This window comes from Streptomyces sp. NPDC044064 (genome assembly GCF_056434245.1).
Genome location: NZ_JBWKFN010000015.1, coordinates 221189 through 239870, shown reverse-complemented (window position 1 = coordinate 239870; position 18682 = coordinate 221189). Strand labels below are relative to the sequence as shown.

Below are 18682 nucleotides of genomic sequence, written 5' to 3'. Positions count from 1 at the left end.
TGCTTGATGTTGAGGATCAGGTCGGTGACGTCCTCCTTGACGCCCGGCACGGTGGTGAACTCGTGCAGGACACCGTCGACCCGGATGCTGGTGACCGCCGCACCCGGGATCGACGACAGGAGGGTCCGGCGCAGGGAGTTGCCGAGGGTGTAGCCGAAGCCCGGCTCCAGCGGCTCGATCACGAACCGGGAGCGGAATTCGTCCACGACCTCTTCGGTCAACGAGGGACGCTGAGCGATCAGCATGTGTGGATCAGATCCTTCTTTCGTGGACGCCCGCTATTTGACGCCCGACGGACCGCGCCGCTCGCGCAGCACGGGGTACTGCAAGGGTACGGGCGGTACGACCCCGATGGGGTGGTACCGCCCGAAAACCGCAGGCCGCGAAGGCGACGCGTCAGACGCGACGACGCTTCGGCGGACGGCAGCCGTTGTGCGGGGTCGGGGTGACGTCCTGGATGGAGCCGACCTCGAGGCCCGTGGCCTGCAGGGAGCGGATCGCGGTCTCACGACCGGAGCCCGGGCCCTTGACGAACACGTCGACCTTGCGCATGCCGTGCTCCTGAGCGCGGCGGGCAGCCGACTCGGCAGCCATCTGCGCGGCGAACGGCGTGGACTTCCGGGAGCCCTTGAAGCCGACGTGGCCGGCGGAGGCCCAGGAGATCACGTTGCCGGACGGGTCCGTGATGGAGACGATCGTGTTGTTGAACGTGCTCTTGATGTGCGCGTGGCCGTGAGCGACGTTCTTCTTTTCCTTGCGGCGCACCTTCTTGGCAGCGCCCTGACGACCCTTGGGGGGCATCTACTAACTCCTACGGGAGGTGGTCGGTCCTACAGCGAAGACCGTGGACAGAGGTCCGCTGCGGACTACTTCTTGCCCGGCTTCTTCTTGCCGGCGATGGCGCGACGCGGGCCCTTGCGGGTGCGGGCGTTGGTGCTGGTGCGCTGACCGCGGACGGGCAGACCGCGGCGGTGCCGCAGACCCTGGTAGCAGCCGATCTCGACCTTGCGGCGGATGTCGGCCTGGATCTCGCGACGGAGGTCACCCTCGGTCTTGATGTTGTTGTCGACGTACTCGCGGATCGCGACCAGCTGCTCTTCGCTCAGGTCACGAACGCGGGTGTTCGGGTCGATACCGGTCTCGGCCAGCGTCTGCTGGGAGAGCGTCCGGCCGATGCCGAACACATAGGTGAGGGCGACTTCCACACGCTTTTCGCGCGGGATGTCAACACCGGAAACGCGTGCCATTCAATGGCTCCTGGTGATCTTCGGAGGTCTTCCGCAGAGCCGGCTCCCGGCCGCCGTACGAGGTACGAACCGGGTCCTCGGCCTCCGAACCGAGGGTGTCGAGCTGGATGGCTCGGGCTCTGCGTATGAACAAATTCAGCTTGCGTCGCGCGAATCTCTGCGGGTGCAGAGGGTTCGGTCCTGCGTCAGCCCTGGCGCTGCTTGTGGCGCGGGTTCTCGCAGATGACCATGACCCGACCGTGACGGCGGATCACCCTGCACTTGTCGCAGATCTTCTTGACGCTCGGCTTGACCTTCATGGGATTGAGGTTCTCCGGGTCAGTGCCACCACCCCGCCGGAACGGGATGCGGGCAAGATCTACTTGTACCGGTAGACGATCCGGCCACGCGTCAGGTCGTACGGAGAAAGCTCCACCACGACCCGGTCGTCAGGGAGGATGCGGATGTAGTGCATACGCATCTTGCCGCTGATGTGTGCCAGGACCTGGTGGCCGTTCTGGAGCTCGACCCTGAACATGGCGTTCGGCAGAGACTCGACGACAGTGCCCTCGATCTCGATGGCACCTTGCTTCTTGGCCACGCTTCGCCCTTCGAATCGACTACCTTGATCGACTCTCCTGCTTCCCTTACGGGCGCATGCGGACATGCGGGTGCACGAGAGCCGACGAGTCAGTCTACGCCAGCGCACCCGGAAACACGAATCGAGAGAACCTGCCCAGCATGGAAGATCGTCATGCAAGGGGATCGGGAGCGACCACGATCCCGTGCTCGGTGAGCTTGGCCCTACCGCGGTCGGGGGCCCTCAGCACCAGCGGGCCCTGCCCGGTCGGCGCGGCCGAGTGTTCCCAGTGGGGGACCAGCTGCCGTCGGTCGTGATGACCGTCCGGTCGACCGGCCTTCGACGCCCGGCGGCGACCTTCATCAGCCCAGCGGATCCGGTGCCGCCGTCACCCCGTACTCGGCCAGCTTCGCCTTGCCGCCGTCGGGGGCCGTCAGCACCAGCGGGCCCTGCTCGGTCAGCGCGACCGAGTGTTCCCAGTGGGAGGACCAGCTGCCGTCGGTCGTGATGACCGTCCAGTCGTCCTCGAGGACCTCGGTCCGCGGGGTGCCGAGGGAGACCATCGGCTCGATCGCGAGGCAGAAGCCGGGGACCAGCTTCGCACCCTTGCCGCGGCGGCGGTCGACGTAGTTCAGCAGGTGCGGGTCCATGTGCATCTCGGTGCCGATGCCGTGGCCGCCGTAGTCCTCGATGATGCCGTAGCGTCCGCCGCCCGGCTTCGGCTGGCGGCGGATGTACGTCTCGATGGCCCGGGAGACGTCGACCAGGCGGTTGCCCTGCTTCATGGCCGCGATACCGGCCCACATCGACTCCTCGGTCACCCGCGAGAGCTCGATCAGCTCCGGAGCGTGACCGGAGCCCACGAAGGCGGTGTACGCGGCGTCGCCGTGCCAGCCGTCGACGATCGCGCCGCAGTCGATGGAGATGACGTCGCCGTCCTTCAGGACGACGTCGTCGGAGGGGATGCCGTGGACCACGACGTCGTTGACCGAGGTGCAGATCGTCGCGGGGAAGCCGCCGTAGCCGAGGAAGTTCGACTTGGCACCGTGCTCGGCGAGCACCTTGCGGGCGACCTCGTCCAGGTCCTTGGTGCTGGCGCCGGGGACGGCGACTTCGCGAGTGGCCGCGTGGATGGCGGCTACGACCAGGCCCGCCGCACGCATCTTGGCGATCTGCTCGGGGGTCTTGATCTGCACCATGGGGGGCCTGCGCTCTCCGTCACTCACGTCGACTGGGTTACCTGCACAACACTACGGCCGCGGCGCCCGGGCGGGGCACCGCGGCCGGAAGGACCGCGATCTACTTGTTCTCGGCCTTCTCGCGCTTGAGCGCCTCCAGCGCCCGCTGCGTGATCTCGTCGACCGGGCCCAGGGAGGAGATGGTCACGACCAGACCCTGCGCCTTGTAGTAGTCGATGATCGGCTCGGTCTGCGTGTGGTAGACCTCCAGCCGCGTGCGGACGGTCTCCTCGGAGTCGTCGTCGCGCTGGTACAGCTCACCGCCGCAGACGTCGCACACGCCCTCCTGCTTCGGCGCGCTGTACGTCACGTGGAAGACGTGGGACGAGTCGTTGCGGCAGATGCGCCGGCCGGCGATCCGCTTGACGACCTCTTCCTCCGGGACCTCCAGGTCCAGGACGGCGTCCAGCTTGATGTCCTCGTCGTCCAGCAGACGGTCCAGCGCCTCGGCCTGCGAGACGTTGCGCGGGAAGCCGTCCAGCAGGAAGCCGTTCTCCGCGTCCGCCTGCTCCATGCGGTCCTTGGCCATCGCGATGGTGACCTCGTCGGGTACGAGGTTGCCGGCGTCCATGTAGGACTTCGCGAGCTTGCCCAGCTCGGTCTGCCGGCTGATGTTGGCCCGGAACAGGTCACCGGTGGAGATGTGCGGGATGGCCAGCTTCTCTGCGAGCCGGACGGCTTGCGTTCCCTTACCGGCACCGGGCGGCCCGACGAGGACGATACGCATCAGCGGAGGAACCCTTCGTAATTGCGCTGCTGGAGCTGGCTCTCGATCTGCTTCACCGTCTCAAGACCCACACCCACGATGATCAGGATGCTGGTCCCGCCGAACGGGAAGTTCCCGCTCGCGTTGAAGCCCACCAACGCCATTGTCGGCACGAGAGCGATAACTCCCAGATACAGCGAACCCGGCCAGGTGATCCGGTTGAGCACGAAGCTCAGGTACTCAGCGGTCGGTCGGCCAGCCCGGATGCCCGGGATGAAGCCACCATACTTCTTCATGTTGTCGGCGACTTCCTCGGGGTTGAAGGAGATCGCCACGTAGAAGAACGCGAAGAAAACGATGAGGAAGAAGTACAGAGTGATGTAAATCGGGTGGTCGCCCTTGGTCAGGTTGTTCTGGACCCACTGCTTCCAGCCCGAGTTGCCCCCGGAGAACTGGGCCACCAGCGCCGGAATGTAGAGCAGCGACGAGGCGAAGATGACGGGAATCACACCCGCCTGGTTCACCTTGAGCGGGATGTAAGTGGACGTACCACCGTAGGAACGACGCCCGATCATGCGCTTCGCGTACTGCACCGGGATACGGCGCTGGGCCTGCTCCACGAAGACGACGAGCGCGACCATGACCAGGCCGACCAGGATGACGGTGCCGAACTCGATCCAGCCGCCGGCCAGGGAGCCCTGCTTCTTGATGGCCCACAGCGCGGACGGGAAGGTCGCGGCGATCGAGATGAACATCAGGATCGACATGCCGTTGCCGATGCCGCGGTCGGTGATCAGCTCACCGAGCCACATGACGACGGCCGTACCGGCGGTCATGCAGATGACCATGGTGATGGTGGTGAAGATCGCCTGGTCCGGGACGATCGAGCTGGCCACCTGACAGCCGTTGAACAGCGCGCCGCTGCGGGCGGTGGCCACCAGACCCGTGCCCTGCAGGATGGCCAGCGCCACCGTCAGGTACCGGGTGTACTGGGTGATCTTCGCCGTACCCGCCTGGCCCTCCTTCTTCAGGGCTTCCAGGCGCGGGATGACCACGGTCAGCAGCTGCAGAATGATGCTCGCCGTGATGTACGGCATGATCCCGAGCGCGAAGATCGTGATCTGCAGCAGTGCGCCACCGCTGAACATGTTGACCAGACCGAAGAGGCCCTGGTTGGCGGACGCCTCGTCCATGCACTGCTGGACGGCCTTGTAGTTGACGCCCGGAATCGGAACGTGGGTACCGACCCGGTAGACCACGATGATGGCCAGCGTGAACAGCAGCTTCTTGCGCAGGTCGGGCGTCCTGAACGCCCGGGCGAACGCGGTGAGCACGGTGCCTCCTGCGACCCCCGCGCAACTGCGTCAAGGGTGATGGTCTTGAGGTTCGACGGATACAGAAAAAGAACAGTGCAGGCCACCTTACCGGCGACACTGCCTCCCCCGAAACGACCAACCGGGGATACCCCATTGTGAGGTATCCCCGGTCGGGATCGTCTACGTCATCGAGGAGCCTGAAAGATTCAGACGAGCTCGGTGACCGTACCGCCGGCGGCGGTGATCTTCTCCTTGGCGGAGCCGGAGACGGCGTCGACCGTCACCTGCAGCGCCACGGAGATCTCGCCCTGGCCGAGGACCTTGACGAGGCTGTTCTTGCGAACGGCACCCTTGGCCACCAGACCCTCGACCGTGACCTCGCCACCCTCGGGGTAGAGCGCGGCCAGCTTGTCGAGGTTCACGACCTGGAACTCGGTCTTGAACGGGTTCTTGAAGCCCTTCAGCTTCGGGAGGCGCATGTGGAGCGGCATCTGGCCACCCTCGAAGCGCTCCGGAACCTGGTAACGGGCCTTCGTACCCTTGGTACCACGACCGGCCGTCTTACCCTTCGACGCCTCACCACGACCGACACGGGTCTTGGCGGTCTTGGCGCCCGGGGCGGGACGGAGGTTGTGGATCTTGAGCGGGTTGTTCTCCGCCATGATCAGACCTCCTCAACCGTCACGAGGTGGCGGACGGTGTGCACCATGCCGCGGAACTCGGGGCGGTCCTCCTTGACGACCTGCGTGTTGATGCCCTTGAGACCAAGGGAGCGCAGGGTGTCACGGTGGTTCTGCTTGGTGCCGATGTACGACTTGACCTGCGTGATCTTGAGCTGCGCCATTACGCACCAGCCCCGGCACGCGCACGCAGCAGGGCCGCGGGAGCGACGTCCTCGAGGGGCAGGCCACGGCGGGCCGCGACCTCCTCGGGACGCTGCAGGCCCTTCAGGGCCTCCACGGTCGCGTGCACGATGTTGATCGCGTTGTCGGAGCCGAGCGACTTCGACAGGATGTCGTGGATACCGGCGCACTCGAGCACGGCACGCACCGGACCACCGGCGATAACACCGGTACCGGGGGACGCGGGCTTGAGCAGCACGACGCCGGCAGCCTTCTCACCCTGGATCGGGTGCGGGATGGTGCCCTGGATACGGGGGACCTTGAAGAAGTGCTTCTTGGCCTCCTCAACGCCCTTGGCGATGGCGGCCGGCACCTCCTTGGCCTTGCCGTAACCGACACCCACGGTGCCGTCACCGTCGCCCACCACGACCAGCGCGGTGAAGCTGAAGCGACGACCACCCTTCACAACCTTGGCGACGCGGTTGATCGCGACAACGCGCTCAACGTACGCGGTCTTCTCGGCGGCAGCAGCGCCGCCGTCACGGCCCTTCCGGTCCCGCCGCTCGCCGCCACCGGCACCGCCACCGCGGCGCTGGGGTCCAGCCATTGGAATTACCTCTCTCTGTTTCCGCTAGCTACGGCAGGCTCAGAACTTGAGCCCGGCTTCGCGGGCGGCGTCCGCCAGGGCGGCGATGCGCCCGGCGTACTGGTTGCCACCACGGTCGAACACGACAGCCTCGACACCGGCGGCCTTGGCACGCTCGGCGACCAGGGCGCCGACCTGCTTGGCGTGCGAGGACTTGTCGCCCTCGCCACCGCGGATCGACGAGTCCAGGGTGGACGCCGACGCAAGGGTGTGACCCTTGATGTCGTCGATCACCTGGGCCACGATGTGGCGGTTCGAGCGAGTAACGACCAGACGGGGACGCTCCGCCGTACCGGAAAGATTCTTGCGAATCCGGATGTGACGGCGCTTGATCGCGGCGCGCTTGTAGGCGTCGCCCTTGAGGATCTTCTGCCCGTATGCCATGGCTTACTTACCCGCCTTTCCGACCTTGCGGCGGATGACTTCGCCCTCGTACTTGACGCCCTTGGCCTTGTACGGGTCAGGCTTGCGCAGCTTGCGGATGTTGGCCGCAACCTCGCCGACCTTCTGCTTGTCGATGCCCTCGACCTGGAAGCGGGTCGGGGTCTCCACCTTGAAGGTGATGCCCTCGGGCGCCTCGACGGTGATCGGGTGGCTGTAGCCGAGCGCGAACTCGAGGTTCGAGCCCTTGGCCGTGACGCGGTAACCGACACCGCTGATCTCGAGCTTCTTCACGTAACCCTGGGTCACGCCGGTGATCATGTTCGCCACCAGCGTGCGGGACAGGCCGTGCAGGGCCTTGTTCTGACGCTCGTCGTTCGGACGGGTGACGTTCAGCACGCCGTCCTCACCCTTGACGATGTCGATCGGCGCAACGACGGTGTGGGTCAGCGAGCCCTTGGGGCCCTTGACCGAGACCGTACGGCCGTCGATGGTGACGTCCACGCCGGCGGGAACCGTGATGGGGAGCTTGCCAATACGCGACATAGCTGTTTCCTCCGTTCCCTTCCGCTACCAGACGTAGGCGAGGACTTCCCCACCCACGCCCTTCTTGCCGGCCTGCTTGTCGGTGAGGAGCCCGTGCGACGTGGAGATGATCGCCACGCCGAGGCCGCCCAGCACCTTGGGCAGGTTGGTGGACTTCGCGTACACCCGGAGACCGGGCTTGGAGATCCGCTTGATGCCCGCGATGGAGCGCTCACGGTTCGGGCCGAACTTCAGCTCGAGGGTGAGGTTCTTGCCCACCTCGGCGTCCTCGACGCGCCAGCCCGTGATGAAGCCCTCCTGCTGGAGGATCTCCGCGATGTGAGACTTGATCTTGGACGCCGGCATCGTCACGGAGTCGTGGTATGCCGAGTTCGCGTTCCGCAGACGCGTAAGCATGTCTGCGATCGGATCAGTCATGGTCATGAATTGGCCTTCGGCCTCTCTCGCCGGGGTTTCCTGGTGCGCCATCCCTCTCCCCGATCCGAGACGGGGCGGGTGCGGCGCGGTGGACCTACGGCGTAGTAAGTCGTACGGGCGCGGCAGACGCCCAACCCCACAAGCCTACGGCATGCGGAGAAGGGCCCCTACCGACCCAGATGCTTACCGAGAGCTTCAGGAATCCCTAAAAAGCGGGGATTACCAGGAGCTCTTGGTCACGCCCGGCAGCTCGCCACGGTGAGCCATCTCACGAAGGCACACGCGGCACAGGCCGAACTTGCGGTACACGGAGTGCGGGCGGCCGCAGCGCTGGCAGCGGGTGTAGCCACGCACACCGAACTTGGGCTTACGAGCAGCCTTGGCAATCAGAGCCTTCTTCGCCATCTCGCTTACGCCTCCTTGAACGGGAAGCCGAGGTGACGAAGAAGGGCACGGCCCTCAGCGTCGTTGGTCGCCGTGGTGACCACGGTGATGTCCATACCCCGGACGCGGTCGATCTTGTCCTGGTCGATCTCGTGGAACATGACCTGCTCCGTGAGACCGAAGGTGTAGTTGCCACGGCCGTCGAACTGCTTCGGGGACAGGCCGCGGAAGTCGCGGATGCGCGGGAGCGCGAGCGACAGGGTGCGGTCCAGGAACTCCCACATGCGGTCGCCACGGAGCGTGACGTGGGCACCGATCGGCTGACCCTCACGCAGCTTGAACTGCGCGATGGACTTGCGGGCCTTGGTGACCTGCGGCTTCTGACCGGTGATCGTGGTGAGGTCGCGGATGGCGCCATCGATCAGCTTGGAGTCGCGGGCGGCGTCGCCCACACCCATGTTGACCACGATCTTGACGAGGCCGGGGATCTGCATGACGTTCTCGTACTTGAACTCGTCACGCAGCTTGCCCGCGATCTCCTCGCGGTACTTCGCCTTCAGACGCGGAGTGGTGGTGGTAGCCATCAGATGTCCTCACCCGTCCGCTTGGCAACGCGGATCTTGTTGCCTTCGTCGTCGAAGCGGTAACCGACACGCGTGACGACCTTGTTGCCGTCCTTCTCAACGACCAGCTGGACGTTGGAGACGTGGATCGGCGCCTCGGTCGTGACGATGCCGCCGGCCTGCGAACCGCTGGCGGTCGGGCCGGCCTTGGTGTGCTTCTTGACCCGGTTGACACCCTCGACCAGGACACGGTCCTCGCGGGGGAAGGCCGCGATGACCTTGCCCTGCTTGCCCTTGTCCTTACCGGTGATGACCTGGACCAGGTCGCCCTTCTTGATCTTCATGCTTACAGCACCTCCGGCGCGAGCGAGATGATCTTCATGAACTTCTTCTCGCGCAGCTCACGGCCGACCGGGCCGAAGATGCGGGTGCCGCGAGGGTCGCCGTCGTTCTTCAGAATGACGGCGGCGTTCTCGTCGAAGCGGATGTACGAGCCGTCCGGACGACGGCGCTCCTTGACGGTGCGAACGATGACCGCCTTGACGACGTCACCCTTCTTCACGTTGCCACCGGGGATCGCGTCCTTGACGGTGGCGACGATGACGTCACCGATGCCCGCGTAGCGGCGACCGGAGCCACCGAGCACACGGATGCAAAGGATTTCCTTCGCACCAGTGTTGTCGGCGACGCGCAGTCGCGACTCCTGCTGGATCACGTCTATCTCCTGTTTGTCTGCCGGTTCCCGGCAGGGGCCCTGTTACGGAACCCCTGCCGAGCCTGGCGGAACTGTCCTGCGAGGGATGCCCCGCAGGAGAATTACTTGGCCTTCTCGAGGATCTCGACGACGCGCCAGCGCTTCGTCGCGGACAGCGGCCGGGTCTCCATGAGGAGGACACGGTCGCCGACACCCGCAGCGTTCTGCTCGTCGTGCGCCTTGAGCTTGTTCGTACGGCGGATGACCTTGCCGTACAGCGCGTGCTTCACGCGGTCCTCGACAGCGACGACGACGGTCTTGTCCATCTTGTCGCTGACGACGAGACCCTCACGGGTCTTGCGGAAACCGCGCGCCTCTGCGTTCTCAGTCACGTTCTTCTCGCTCATCAGGCGTTCTCCACCGTTTCGATGCCCAGCTCACGCTCGCGCATCAGGGTGTAGATCCGCGCGATGTCCTTGCGGACCGCCTTCAGACGGCCATGGTTCTCGAGCTGCCCCGTCGCCGCCTGGAAGCGGAGGTTGAACAGCTCTTCCTTGGCCTCGCGGAGCTTGCCCAGAAGCTCCTCGTTGCCCAGCTCGCGCAGCTCGGACGCCTTGGTACCGGCCGACATCACGCTTCACCTGCCTCGCGCTTGACGATCCGGCACTTCATCGGCAGCTTGTGGGCTGCGCGAGTCAGCGCCTCACGGGCGATCTTCTCGTTCGGGTAGGACAGCTCGAACATCACCCGACCCGGGTGAACGTTCGCGATCCACCACTCCGGCGAACCCTTACCGGAACCCATGCGGGTCTCGGCAGGCTTCTTGGTCAGCGGACGGTCCGGGTAGATGTTGATCCAGACCTTGCCGCCACGCTTGATGTGGCGGGTCATCGCGATACGAGCCGCCTCGATCTGGCGGTTGGTCACGTACGCCGGCGTGAGGGCCTGGATGCCGTACTCGCCGAACGCAACCGTCGTACCACCCTTGGCCATACCGCGGCGCTTGGGGTGGTGCTGCTTGCGGTGCTTGACCCTACGGGGGATCAGCATGTCGGTCAGGCCTCCGTTCCGGTGCTCTCAGCCGGAGCGGCGGGGGCCTCGGCCTTGGGGGCCTCGGCGCCGGCAGCCTGCTGCGGCTTACGACCACGCCGCTCGCCACCACGGCCACCACGGGCCGGGCGGTCGGCGCCACCGCGGGCCGGGCGGTTACCCGCACGGGCGGCAGCGTTCTCGGCGCGGACCTCGGCGATGTTCTTGACGTCGCCCTTGTAGATCCAGACCTTCACACCGATGCGGCCGAAGGTCGTCTTGGCCTCGAAGAAGCCGTAGTCCACGTTCGCACGGAGCGTGTGCAGGGGCACACGGCCCTCGCGGTAGAACTCCGAGCGGGACATCTCGGCGCCGCCGAGACGGCCACCGCACTGGATCTTGATGCCCTTGGCGCCCGCCTTCATCGCCGACTGCATGCTCTTGCGCATGGCACGGCGGAAGGAGACACGGGAGGAGAGCTGCTCGGCAACGGCCTGGGCCACGAGCTGAGCGTCGGTCTCGGGGTTCTTGACCTCGAGGATGTTCAGCTGGACCTGCTTGCCCGTGAGCTTCTCGAGGTCGCCGCGGATGCGGTCGGCCTCGGCGCCACGGCGGCCGATGACGATGCCCGGACGAGCGGTGTGGATGTCCACCCGCACGCGGTCACGGGTGCGCTCGATCTCAACCTTCGAGATACCGGCGCGCTCCATGCCGGACGTCATCATCCGACGGATGGCGACGTCTTCCTTGACGTAGTCCTTGTACAGCTTGTCGGCGTACCACCGGGACTTGAAGTCCGTGGTGACACCGAGCCGGAACCCATGCGGGTTAACCTTCTGGCCCATTACCGGGTTCCTTCCTTGCTGCTGACGACCACGGTGATGTGGCTGGTCCGCTTGCGGATCCGGTAGGCACGGCCCTGGGCACGCGGCCGGAACCGCTTCAGGGTCGGACCCTCGTCGACGTACGCCTCGGAGATGTAGAGGCTGTCGGCGTCGGTGTGGTCGTAGTTGTGCGCGGCGTTGGCGATGGCGCTGTCGAGCACCTTGCCGACCGGCACGGAGGCTGCCTGCGGAGCGAATCGCAGAACAGCCTGAGCCTCCGTGGCGTCCATGCCACGGATAAGGTCCACCACGCGGCGGGCCTTCATGGGCGTAACGCGGATGTACCGCGCCTGGGCCCTGGCTTCCATGGTTGTCCCTCTCAGTTACTTACGTGTCTGAATGCGATCCGCTACTAGCGGCGCTTCGACTTCCGGTCGTCCTTGACGTGGCCCCGGAAGGTGCGGGTCGGCGAGAACTCGCCGAGCTTGTGGCCGACCATCGACTCGGTGACGAACACCGGGATGTGGGTCTTGCCGTTGTGCACCGCGAGCGTGTGGCCCAGCATGGCCGGGACGATCATCGAGCGGCGGGACCAGGTCTTGATGACGTTCTTGGTGCCAGCTTCGTTCTGGGCGTCCACCTTCTTGATCAGGTGGTCGTCGACGAAGGGCCCCTTCTTCAGGCTACGAGGCATCTCAACCCGTCCTTAGCGCTTCTTGTTCGTCTTGCGGCGGCGGACGATGTACTTGTTCGACGCCTTCTTGGGCGAACGAGTACGGCCTTCCTTCTTGCCCCACGGGGACACAGGGTGGCGGCCACCGGAGGTCCGGCCCTCACCACCACCGTGCGGGTGGTCGACCGGGTTCATGACGACACCACGGACGGTCGGGCGAACGCCCAGCCACCGCTTACGGCCGGCCTTACCCCAGTTGATGTTGCTCTGCTCGGCGTTGCCGACCTCACCGATGGTGGCGCGGCAGCGGATGTCGACCAGGCGGATCTCACCGGACGGCATGCGCAGGTGGGCCATCTGGCCCTCCTTCGCGAGCAGCTGCACGGAGGCACCGGCGGAACGGGCGAACTTGGCACCGCCACCGGGACGGAGCTCGATCGCGTGGATCGTGGTACCGACCGGGATGTTGCGGATGGCCAGGTTGTTGCCCGGCTTGATGTCGGCCCCGGGACCGTTCTCGACGCGGTCACCCTGCTGCAGGTTGCGCGGGGCGAGGATGTAGCGCTTCTCGCCGTCGGCGTAGTGCAGCAGCGCGATGCGCGCGGTGCGGTTGGGGTCGTACTCGATGTGCGCGACCTTCGCCGGCACGCCGTCCTTGTCGTGACGACGGAAGTCGATCACGCGGTAGGCGCGCTTGTGTCCGCCACCCTGGTGGCGAACGGTCACACGACCGGCGTTGTTACGGCCGCCCTTGCTGTGCAGGGGGCGGACCAGCGACTTCTCCGGCGTGGACCGCGTGACCTCGACGAAGTCGGCGACGCTGGCGCCACGACGGCCCGGCGTAGTCGGCTTGTACTTGCGGATTCCCATTTCTCAGTCCTCGTCCGATATCGGACGATCCGACCCGCTTACGCGGTCGGACCGCCGAAGATGTCGATACGGTCGCCCTCAGCGAGGGTCACGATCGCGCGCTTGGAGCCCGCGCGCTGACCGAAACCGGTCTTGGTGCGCTTGCGCTTGCCCTGGCGGTTGAGGGTGTTGACCCCGGTGACCTTGACCGAGAAGACCGCCTGGACGGCCTGCTTGATCTGGGTCTTGTTGGCGTCCGGGGCGACGATGAACGTGTACTTGTTCTCGTCGAGGAGCGCGTAGCTCTTCTCGGAGACGACCGGCTTGAGCAGCACGTCACGGGGGTCCGTGTACGACTTGCTCAGCGGGGTCTCGACGGTGTTCTTGCCCTCGGTGGCGTGGCGACGCGCCTTGGCGACGCGCGCGGCCTTGGCGGCCTTGGCGGCCTTCGAGGCAATGCTCGGGTGACGCGTAGCCATCAGGCCTCGCTCCCTTCGGTGTCAGCGGCCTTGGGGCCAGACACGAAGGACTCGAAAGCGGCCTGGGTGAAGACCACGTCGTCCGAGACGAGAACGTCGTACGTGTTCAGCTGGCCCGGCTCCAGGATGTGGATCTGGGGCAGGTTGCGGGCGGACAGCCACGCGGCCTCGTCGGCGCGCTCGACGATCAGGAGCAGGTTCTTGCGCTCCGAGATCTTGCCGAACAGGCTCTTCGCGGCCTTGGTGGACGGGTTCGCACCCTCGACCACGCCGGAAACGACGTGGATGCGGTTGTGGCGGGCCCGGTCGGTGAGGGCGTGGCGCAGGGCCGCGGCCTTCATCTTCTTCGGGGTCCGCTGCGAGTAGTCACGCGGCTGCGGGCCGTGGACGACGCCACCGCCGGCGAACTGCGGCGCGCGGGTCGAACCCTGACGGGCGCGACCGGTGCCCTTCTGGCGGTACGGCTTCTTGCCGCCACCACGGACCTCGCCACGGGTCTTCGTCTTGTGCGTGCCCTGACGGGCAGCGGCCAGCTGCGCGACGACGACCTGGTGAAGCAGCGGAACGCTGATCTTCTCTACACCGAAGATCTCCGCGGGGAGCTCGACGGAACCGGCCTTGTCGCCCGCCGGCGAAAGGATGTCAACAGTGCTCATCGGTTACCTCAGGCCCCCTTGGCCGCGGTGCGGACCAGGACGAGGCCGCCGTTCGGACCGGGAACCGCGCCCTTGATGAGCAGCAGACCCTTCTCCGCGTCAACGGCGTGGACGGTCAGGTTCTGGGTGGTGACCCGCTCGTTGCCCATGCGACCCGCCATGCGGAGGCCCTTGAACACGCGGCCCGGGGTGGCGCAGCCACCGATGGAACCGGGCGAGCGGTGCTTGCGCTGGGTGCCGTGTCCGGCGCCGAGGCCCTTGAAGTTGTGACGCTTCATGACACCGGCGAAGCCCTTGCCCTTGCTCTTGCCGGTCACGTCGACCTTGATGCCGGCCTCGAACACCTCGGCGGTGATCTCCTGGCCGAGGGTGTACTCGCTGGCGTCAGCGGTACGGATCTCGACGAGGTGGCGGCGGGGAGTGACGTCGGCCTTGGCGAAGTGGCCCTTGAGGGGCTTGTTCACCTTGCGCGGGTCGATCTCGCCGAAAGCGATCTGGACGGACTCGTAGCCGTCGACATCGTTCGTACGGACCTGGGTGACGACGTTGGGGCCGGCCTTGACGACGGTGACCGGAACAACGCGGTTGTTCTCGTCCCACACCTGCGTCATGCCGAGCTTCTCGCCCAGGATGCCCTTGATCTGCTTAGCCATTCTCAGCTCACCGACCCTCAGAGCTTGATCTCGATGTCGACACCGGCCGGGAGGTCGAGTCGCATCAGAGAGTCAACGGTCTTGGGGGTGGGGTCGAGAATGTCGATCAGGCGCTTGTGCGTGCGCATCTCGAAGTGCTCGCGCGAGTCCTTGTACTTGTGCGGCGACTTGATGACGCAGTACACGTTCTTCTCAGTGGGCAGCGGCACCGGGCCCGCGACCGACGCACCAGTGCGGGTCACCGTCTCGACGATCTTCTTCGCCGAGGAGTCGATGACCTCGTGGTCGTAGGCCTTGAGCCGGATGCGGATCTTCTGTCCCGCCATGGCTACTCAGTAGTCCTGTCTCTTCGCTCTGGAACCCGGTGTTCCTGTCTTCCTTCTCCGACCCACGCGGTCGGGCGTGTCGCGCTCCCGCTGACACAGATGTCCCTTGTCCGAACATCCCTGCGGGGAATGCACACGGCCCTTCCGGAACCGCAAGCCGAGGGCGGAAGGCCCACCGGGCGCCTGGCCGGTGCCGCACCACACTTCCCGGAAGATTCCCGTACGTCCGCCCCAGTGCTGCCCGCAGGCAGTTAGGGCGACGAGTACTGTGGGACTCGCTTCCGGTCCTCCCGGCGGGAGGCGCGCAGCATCAACACTCGACCGAGCAACTCCGACAGTCTGCCATATGGGGCGGGGGGCTGGCCAATCGGGCCGGAGAGAATACCCCCGGAGTGACGCAGGTCAAACACAGACCCGATGCCCACGCCCCATCGCCCCGACCACCCCGCACGGCCCGTAACCGACCGCCCACCGATCACGACGGCCCGGGGCAGCACCGCCGGCCACCGCAAGGCGGACCACATACGGAGGACTACCTCCGCCCCCTGACCTACTCCTGCTTGCAGCCGAGAGTCTCGACAGTGGCAGGAAAGTAGGCACGCATGAACTTTTCGATGTCCTTGCGGCGGGTCTGGTCCGTTGGTTTGATTTGGGGGAGTTGAAGGGTGAGCGTGAAGTAGTTGCCACCCTTGGTTTTGCAGGGGGCCTGCGAGATGGCTCCGTCGGTGCCGACGATTGTCTTGTTGGGAATACCCTTCACGTAGCGCGGGGCGGTGACTCCCGAGACTGAGCCCGTGCCAGTTGCCAAGTACATGAGGTCCGTCGCATAGTCGTCCCACGAGAAACGAAACTCGAGTACCGGATCATGGCGCGACAAAAGAATACAAGGAGCTGTAATTTCCTCGCGCCTATCCACGCGAGTGAACTCGTGCAAGTCATCAGCCGACTTCACGAGCAGATGCGCAAGACCCTTATCGACACGAGTACCGCAGATAGCGCCGGGCATCTCAGCGGGATGGGCGCAGGAGAGTTCGCATAGAGTGAGGGACAAGGCAGCCAGTCCGAACATACCGGCACGAAGGACAGCATTCACTTGGGCTGCTCTCCCGACATTCCAGCTGCATGCGAAATTCCAGCTTCAGCAGATTGAGTGATCTCCTCTTTAGGGTTGTAGTACGGGTCACCGCCCGTTTGGCGAGCCTTCGTCCACTCCTCTGCAAGCGCCATCAACTGACCGTTCCTCTGGGTGTAGGCCTTGACGTTGTCCTCCGCCTGCTGGTCATCGAGTCTCTTCTGCTCGTCCGCGAGCCATTGGTCGGTGACATAGTCGAATCCGGCCTGTACGTCGCCACCGACCATCGGAATGTAACTGATTGCCTTGTCGAAGAACGGCTTGGTTTCGAACTCCGCACCCTTCGGGGATCCCGCTGCCTGAATCCGGGCCTCCTCCAGGAAACCAACCGTCCGGCCTGCCCGGGTCAGTGATTCCGCCGACCCGCTGTGATCGCTATGAATGTTCGCAACCATCGCCTGATTCATCCCCCCGTTCAAGATGCCGTAGGCGCCCTTGTCCTTCGACACCTGTTTTGCCACCTCGAAGAGCTGGTCCTGGGGAAGAGGCGAGTGCTGGATGTCGATCTCGCTCATGGACGCGTGAACCGTGGCGCCATGGTTGACCAGAATGTTGGCCATCGGACGGCGCAACGACGGTGGGAAGTCGTCACCCCGGTCGGCCAGGCAACCCAGAGCCGATTTGAAGGCCGCATCGTTCGCACGGGTGTGGGCCACATAATGCGCGTGCTTGTCGGTGGGATCGATGCCCGTCGCCGCCGCCTGGAGCGCCGCCCCGAACCCCGCTCGGTCGTCCCCGTCGACACGCGCCTCGTACGTGCCCACGTCGGAGTTCTTCGGATCGCGCAGGGTGACCTGCCAGTCGCGCTCCTGCACCAGGTACTTCATGCGCGCGTCCGAGCCCAGATAGTGCGCCGCCGTCTTCGGGTCGTGGCTCATGATGCCGAGCACCCCGTCCACCGGATCGTTGGCGAACCAGCCGCCCCGCTCGCCGGCGTAGCCGCCCTTCAGCCGCCAGATCCCGGGCTCCCGCTTCTCCGCCGCGATCATGTCGTCGCCCAGGTCCTCGAGCATCTGCGGCGCATACCCGTGCCCCCGCTCCATGAGCGTCACCAGCGACTGGTACCCCACCGCCTTGTCCAGCCGCTCCCCCTGCGCGTCCGTGGCGTAGTGCTGGACGCCGGCGTGCCGCATCGCCGCGCGCCAGTGCCTGTACCAGGCCGAGCCCGTGTCCCGCGTGGCCGCCGCCAGCGAGTCCGCCAGGCCCGTTTCGATCGGGGCGTACGCGCCCACGGCCGACCCGCCCCGCACATGGACCAGGTCGTTCAGCTCGTTGGTCAGCCGGATCGTGCCCGCCGCACCCAGATCGTCCAGCAGCGTGCGGGAGAACGCCTCGTCGTCGGAGTTGTCGTGGAACAGCCGTCGCAGTTCCGACAGTTCGCGCCCCGAGAGAAGCCGGCCGGCGCTCAGCTTCTCCAGCGTGTCCTCGGCCTCCAGGGCCTCGTACTTCTCGACGTCCCCCATCGCCCGGCCGTTGAAGCCCCGGCCCCCGGCCAGCGGGTCCGAGTCGACGACCGCCGCCGTGAGCGCGAGCTGGACGCCGGTGTCCGCGTCCGTCACGTCCCGCACCGCCTTGTCGAGCCGGTCCTGCCAGGAACGTACGGCCGGCTCGTCCCCCTCGCCCTCCCCCGCCTCACGGTCGGAGTCCGCGCTGACCAGGCCTCGCTCCGACACCCGCAGCCCCGCCGCCACCGCCTCCCCCCGCACCGCCACCAGCCGCCCCCGCAGCTCCACGAACTGCGCATGCGCGTCCCGCAGCAGGGAGGCGATCGCCTTCGCCTCCGTCTGCGCGTACTGGAACTCCCTGAGGGTCACGTCGAAGCGCCCGTGCGCCGCCTCCGCGCTCATCCCGGTCCAGGCGGGGCCCGTCGTGATGCCGTACACATCCCGCCAGTACGCCCGCTCCTGCTTCGCGAACTCCCCCGCCATGCCCTCCCAGGACTCCGCGGCGGAGGTGAGCGCGGAGAGTTCGGCGCTCATGATCTCGTGGTACGTCGGCATCCCCGGCCGGGCCCGTCAGTAGCGGTCCAGCGGGGACAGCTGCCGGACGCGTGCCCCGGCCGCCAGGTCCGCGGCCGTCAGGACCGTGTTCACGCTGCCCAGAGCGTCCCGTTCCGAGCCCAGCCGGTCCATCAGGTTCCGCACCTGGTCATCCCATGTCTCATGGGCCTTCCGCAACGCCGTCGAGGTCAGCCAGCCGTCCCCGTCCCGCGCGCCGAACGCCTTGACCGCCGCCGCGGTCTCCTCGTCCGCCCGGTTCCCGGCCATACGGGTCTCAGGCTCGATGTGGTCCTGGATCGCCCTGACCGCCGCCCGCTTCCCGGCGGGCGAGGACGCCAGCCCCTGCGCTCCGTACCCCACGACCAGCCCGCCCACCGTGCACCCCTCGCCGTGCCACACCGTCGACAGCTTCAACCGGTGCACGCCGATCTTCGTCACGGTGTGTCTCATGGCCGCCAGGTTGACGTGGTCCGGGGCGTGAACAGCAGAAGGGCCCGTACGACCGAAGTCGTACGGGCCCTT

Annotated in this window: 32 protein-coding genes and 1 pseudogene; 1 reads left to right on the top strand and 32 read right to left on the bottom strand. The window is 66.2% G+C overall.

The window, feature by feature from the left end:
- From AC07DS_RS25090 to AC07DS_RS24940, 31 genes and pseudogenes are all read right to left on the bottom strand, one after another.
- Positions 1-245, bottom strand: a pseudogene (locus AC07DS_RS25090) (DNA-directed RNA polymerase subunit alpha); the annotation flags it as partial.
- A gap of 151 nt (positions 246-396) precedes the next feature.
- Positions 397-801, bottom strand: coding sequence for a 30S ribosomal protein S11 (rpsK, locus tag AC07DS_RS25085; protein WP_003956432.1), 405 nt, complete (start codon positions 799-801; stop codon positions 397-399).
- A gap of 65 nt (positions 802-866) precedes the next feature.
- Entirely contained in the window at positions 867-1247 is a 381-nt protein-coding gene (rpsM, locus tag AC07DS_RS25080) for a 30S ribosomal protein S13 (RefSeq protein ID WP_020135802.1), read from the bottom strand.
- Positions 1248-1432: 185 nt separating this feature from the next.
- Complete coding sequence (gene rpmJ, locus AC07DS_RS25075; protein WP_003998809.1) at positions 1433-1546, bottom strand: 50S ribosomal protein L36; 114 nt, start codon at positions 1544-1546, stop codon at positions 1433-1435.
- A 59-nt stretch (positions 1547-1605) separates the two neighbouring features.
- A complete protein-coding gene (infA, locus tag AC07DS_RS25070; protein WP_004927214.1) occupies positions 1606-1827 on the bottom strand; it encodes a translation initiation factor IF-1 in 222 nt (73 codons plus the stop codon).
- A 341-nt stretch (positions 1828-2168) separates the two neighbouring features.
- Complete coding sequence (map, locus tag AC07DS_RS25065) at positions 2169-3005, bottom strand: type I methionyl aminopeptidase (RefSeq protein ID WP_479148652.1); 837 nt, start codon at positions 3003-3005, stop codon at positions 2169-2171.
- 100 nt (positions 3006-3105) lie between these two features.
- Positions 3106-3771 carry an adenylate kinase gene (locus AC07DS_RS25060; RefSeq protein WP_479148641.1) on the bottom strand — a complete coding sequence of 222 codons (666 nt, stop codon included), beginning with the start codon at positions 3769-3771 and terminating at the stop codon, positions 3106-3108.
- Positions 3771-5084: a preprotein translocase subunit SecY gene (gene secY / locus AC07DS_RS25055; protein ID WP_479148639.1), complete on the bottom strand. Its 1314-nt coding sequence runs from the start codon at positions 5082-5084 to the stop codon at positions 3771-3773. The genes AC07DS_RS25060 and secY overlap by 1 nt, the downstream gene beginning before the upstream one ends.
- Positions 5085-5272: 188 nt before the next feature.
- Entirely contained in the window at positions 5273-5728 is a 456-nt protein-coding gene (gene rplO / locus AC07DS_RS25050; protein ID WP_003974249.1) for a 50S ribosomal protein L15, read from the bottom strand.
- Between the two features lie 2 nt (positions 5729-5730).
- On the bottom strand, positions 5731-5910 hold the full coding sequence (rpmD, locus tag AC07DS_RS25045) for a 50S ribosomal protein L30 (RefSeq protein ID WP_107904095.1): 180 nt from the start codon (positions 5908-5910) through the stop codon (positions 5731-5733).
- Positions 5910-6515, bottom strand: coding sequence for a 30S ribosomal protein S5 (gene rpsE / locus AC07DS_RS25040; RefSeq protein ID WP_015658456.1), 606 nt, complete (start codon positions 6513-6515; stop codon positions 5910-5912). The genes rpmD and rpsE overlap by 1 nt, the downstream gene beginning before the upstream one ends.
- 39 nt (positions 6516-6554) lie before the next feature.
- Complete coding sequence (gene rplR, locus AC07DS_RS25035) at positions 6555-6938, bottom strand: 50S ribosomal protein L18 (protein ID WP_479148638.1); 384 nt, start codon at positions 6936-6938, stop codon at positions 6555-6557.
- A 3-nt stretch (positions 6939-6941) separates the two neighbouring features.
- Positions 6942-7481: a 50S ribosomal protein L6 gene (gene rplF, locus AC07DS_RS25030; RefSeq protein ID WP_317444886.1), complete on the bottom strand. Its 540-nt coding sequence runs from the start codon at positions 7479-7481 to the stop codon at positions 6942-6944.
- Between the two features lie 24 nt (positions 7482-7505).
- Positions 7506-7904: a 30S ribosomal protein S8 gene (rpsH, locus tag AC07DS_RS25025; RefSeq protein ID WP_116148541.1), complete on the bottom strand. Its 399-nt coding sequence runs from the start codon at positions 7902-7904 to the stop codon at positions 7506-7508.
- 213 nt (positions 7905-8117) lie between these two features.
- The gene (locus tag AC07DS_RS25020; RefSeq protein ID WP_003948630.1) at positions 8118-8303 is read right to left on the bottom strand and encodes a type Z 30S ribosomal protein S14; all 186 of its coding nucleotides are present in this window, start codon (positions 8301-8303) and stop codon (positions 8118-8120) included.
- A 5-nt stretch (positions 8304-8308) separates the two neighbouring features.
- Positions 8309-8866, bottom strand: coding sequence for a 50S ribosomal protein L5 (rplE, locus tag AC07DS_RS25015; protein WP_145886667.1), 558 nt, complete (start codon positions 8864-8866; stop codon positions 8309-8311).
- The gene (gene rplX / locus AC07DS_RS25010; RefSeq protein ID WP_033272457.1) at positions 8866-9189 is read right to left on the bottom strand and encodes a 50S ribosomal protein L24; all 324 of its coding nucleotides are present in this window, start codon (positions 9187-9189) and stop codon (positions 8866-8868) included. Before rplX ends, rplE begins: the two co-directional genes overlap by 1 nt.
- A 2-nt stretch (positions 9190-9191) precedes the next feature.
- Positions 9192-9560, bottom strand: coding sequence for a 50S ribosomal protein L14 (gene rplN, locus AC07DS_RS25005; protein WP_003998823.1), 369 nt, complete (start codon positions 9558-9560; stop codon positions 9192-9194).
- Positions 9561-9661: 101 nt separating this feature from the next.
- Positions 9662-9946, bottom strand: coding sequence for a 30S ribosomal protein S17 (rpsQ, locus tag AC07DS_RS25000; RefSeq protein WP_018543912.1), 285 nt, complete (start codon positions 9944-9946; stop codon positions 9662-9664).
- Positions 9946-10170 carry a 50S ribosomal protein L29 gene (gene rpmC / locus AC07DS_RS24995; protein ID WP_018564811.1) on the bottom strand — a complete coding sequence of 75 codons (225 nt, stop codon included), beginning with the start codon at positions 10168-10170 and terminating at the stop codon, positions 9946-9948. Before rpmC ends, rpsQ begins: the two co-directional genes overlap by 1 nt.
- A complete protein-coding gene (rplP, locus tag AC07DS_RS24990) occupies positions 10170-10589 on the bottom strand; it encodes a 50S ribosomal protein L16 (RefSeq protein WP_007443989.1) in 420 nt (139 codons plus the stop codon). The genes rpmC and rplP overlap by 1 nt, the downstream gene beginning before the upstream one ends.
- Before the next feature lie 5 nt (positions 10590-10594).
- On the bottom strand, positions 10595-11413 hold the full coding sequence (gene rpsC, locus AC07DS_RS24985) for a 30S ribosomal protein S3 (RefSeq protein ID WP_055706471.1): 819 nt from the start codon (positions 11411-11413) through the stop codon (positions 10595-10597).
- Positions 11413-11760 (bottom strand): 50S ribosomal protein L22, encoded by a 348-nt coding sequence (rplV, locus tag AC07DS_RS24980; protein WP_019329637.1) that lies wholly within the window; start codon positions 11758-11760, stop codon positions 11413-11415. Before rplV ends, rpsC begins: the two co-directional genes overlap by 1 nt.
- Before the next feature lie 44 nt (positions 11761-11804).
- Positions 11805-12086, bottom strand: coding sequence for a 30S ribosomal protein S19 (rpsS, locus tag AC07DS_RS24975; RefSeq protein WP_003992359.1), 282 nt, complete (start codon positions 12084-12086; stop codon positions 11805-11807).
- A gap of 12 nt (positions 12087-12098) precedes the next feature.
- A complete protein-coding gene (gene rplB, locus AC07DS_RS24970; protein ID WP_145886669.1) occupies positions 12099-12935 on the bottom strand; it encodes a 50S ribosomal protein L2 in 837 nt (278 codons plus the stop codon).
- A gap of 38 nt (positions 12936-12973) precedes the next feature.
- A complete protein-coding gene (rplW, locus tag AC07DS_RS24965) occupies positions 12974-13393 on the bottom strand; it encodes a 50S ribosomal protein L23 (RefSeq protein ID WP_089099433.1) in 420 nt (139 codons plus the stop codon).
- Positions 13393-14049 carry a 50S ribosomal protein L4 gene (gene rplD, locus AC07DS_RS24960; RefSeq protein ID WP_479148634.1) on the bottom strand — a complete coding sequence of 219 codons (657 nt, stop codon included), beginning with the start codon at positions 14047-14049 and terminating at the stop codon, positions 13393-13395. The genes rplW and rplD overlap by 1 nt, the downstream gene beginning before the upstream one ends.
- A gap of 8 nt (positions 14050-14057) precedes the next feature.
- On the bottom strand, positions 14058-14702 hold the full coding sequence (gene rplC, locus AC07DS_RS24955; RefSeq protein ID WP_020135811.1) for a 50S ribosomal protein L3: 645 nt from the start codon (positions 14700-14702) through the stop codon (positions 14058-14060).
- Between the two features lie 17 nt (positions 14703-14719).
- Positions 14720-15028, bottom strand: a complete 309-nt coding sequence (rpsJ, locus tag AC07DS_RS24950) for a 30S ribosomal protein S10 (RefSeq protein WP_003948644.1) — start codon at positions 15026-15028, stop codon at positions 14720-14722.
- Positions 15029-15578: 550 nt separating this feature from the next.
- A complete protein-coding gene (locus tag AC07DS_RS24945; RefSeq protein ID WP_479148633.1) occupies positions 15579-16121 on the bottom strand; it encodes a hypothetical protein in 543 nt (180 codons plus the stop codon).
- Positions 16118-18007 (bottom strand): hypothetical protein, encoded by a 1890-nt coding sequence (locus tag AC07DS_RS24940; protein WP_479148632.1) that lies wholly within the window; start codon positions 18005-18007, stop codon positions 16118-16120. The genes AC07DS_RS24945 and AC07DS_RS24940 overlap by 4 nt, the downstream gene beginning before the upstream one ends.
- A 25-nt stretch (positions 18008-18032) precedes the next feature.
- On the opposite strand from AC07DS_RS24940, the gene AC07DS_RS24935 reads away from it, so the two are divergent.
- The gene (locus tag AC07DS_RS24935; protein ID WP_479148631.1) at positions 18033-18182 is read left to right on the top strand and encodes a hypothetical protein; all 150 of its coding nucleotides are present in this window, start codon (positions 18033-18035) and stop codon (positions 18180-18182) included.
- Here the strand turns inward: AC07DS_RS24935 and AC07DS_RS24930 are convergent.
- Entirely contained in the window at positions 18176-18610 is a 435-nt protein-coding gene (locus AC07DS_RS24930; RefSeq protein WP_479148629.1) for a hypothetical protein, read from the bottom strand. The two genes, AC07DS_RS24935 and AC07DS_RS24930, sit on opposite strands and share 7 nt — an antisense overlap.
- Positions 18611-18682 lie beyond the last annotated feature (72 nt).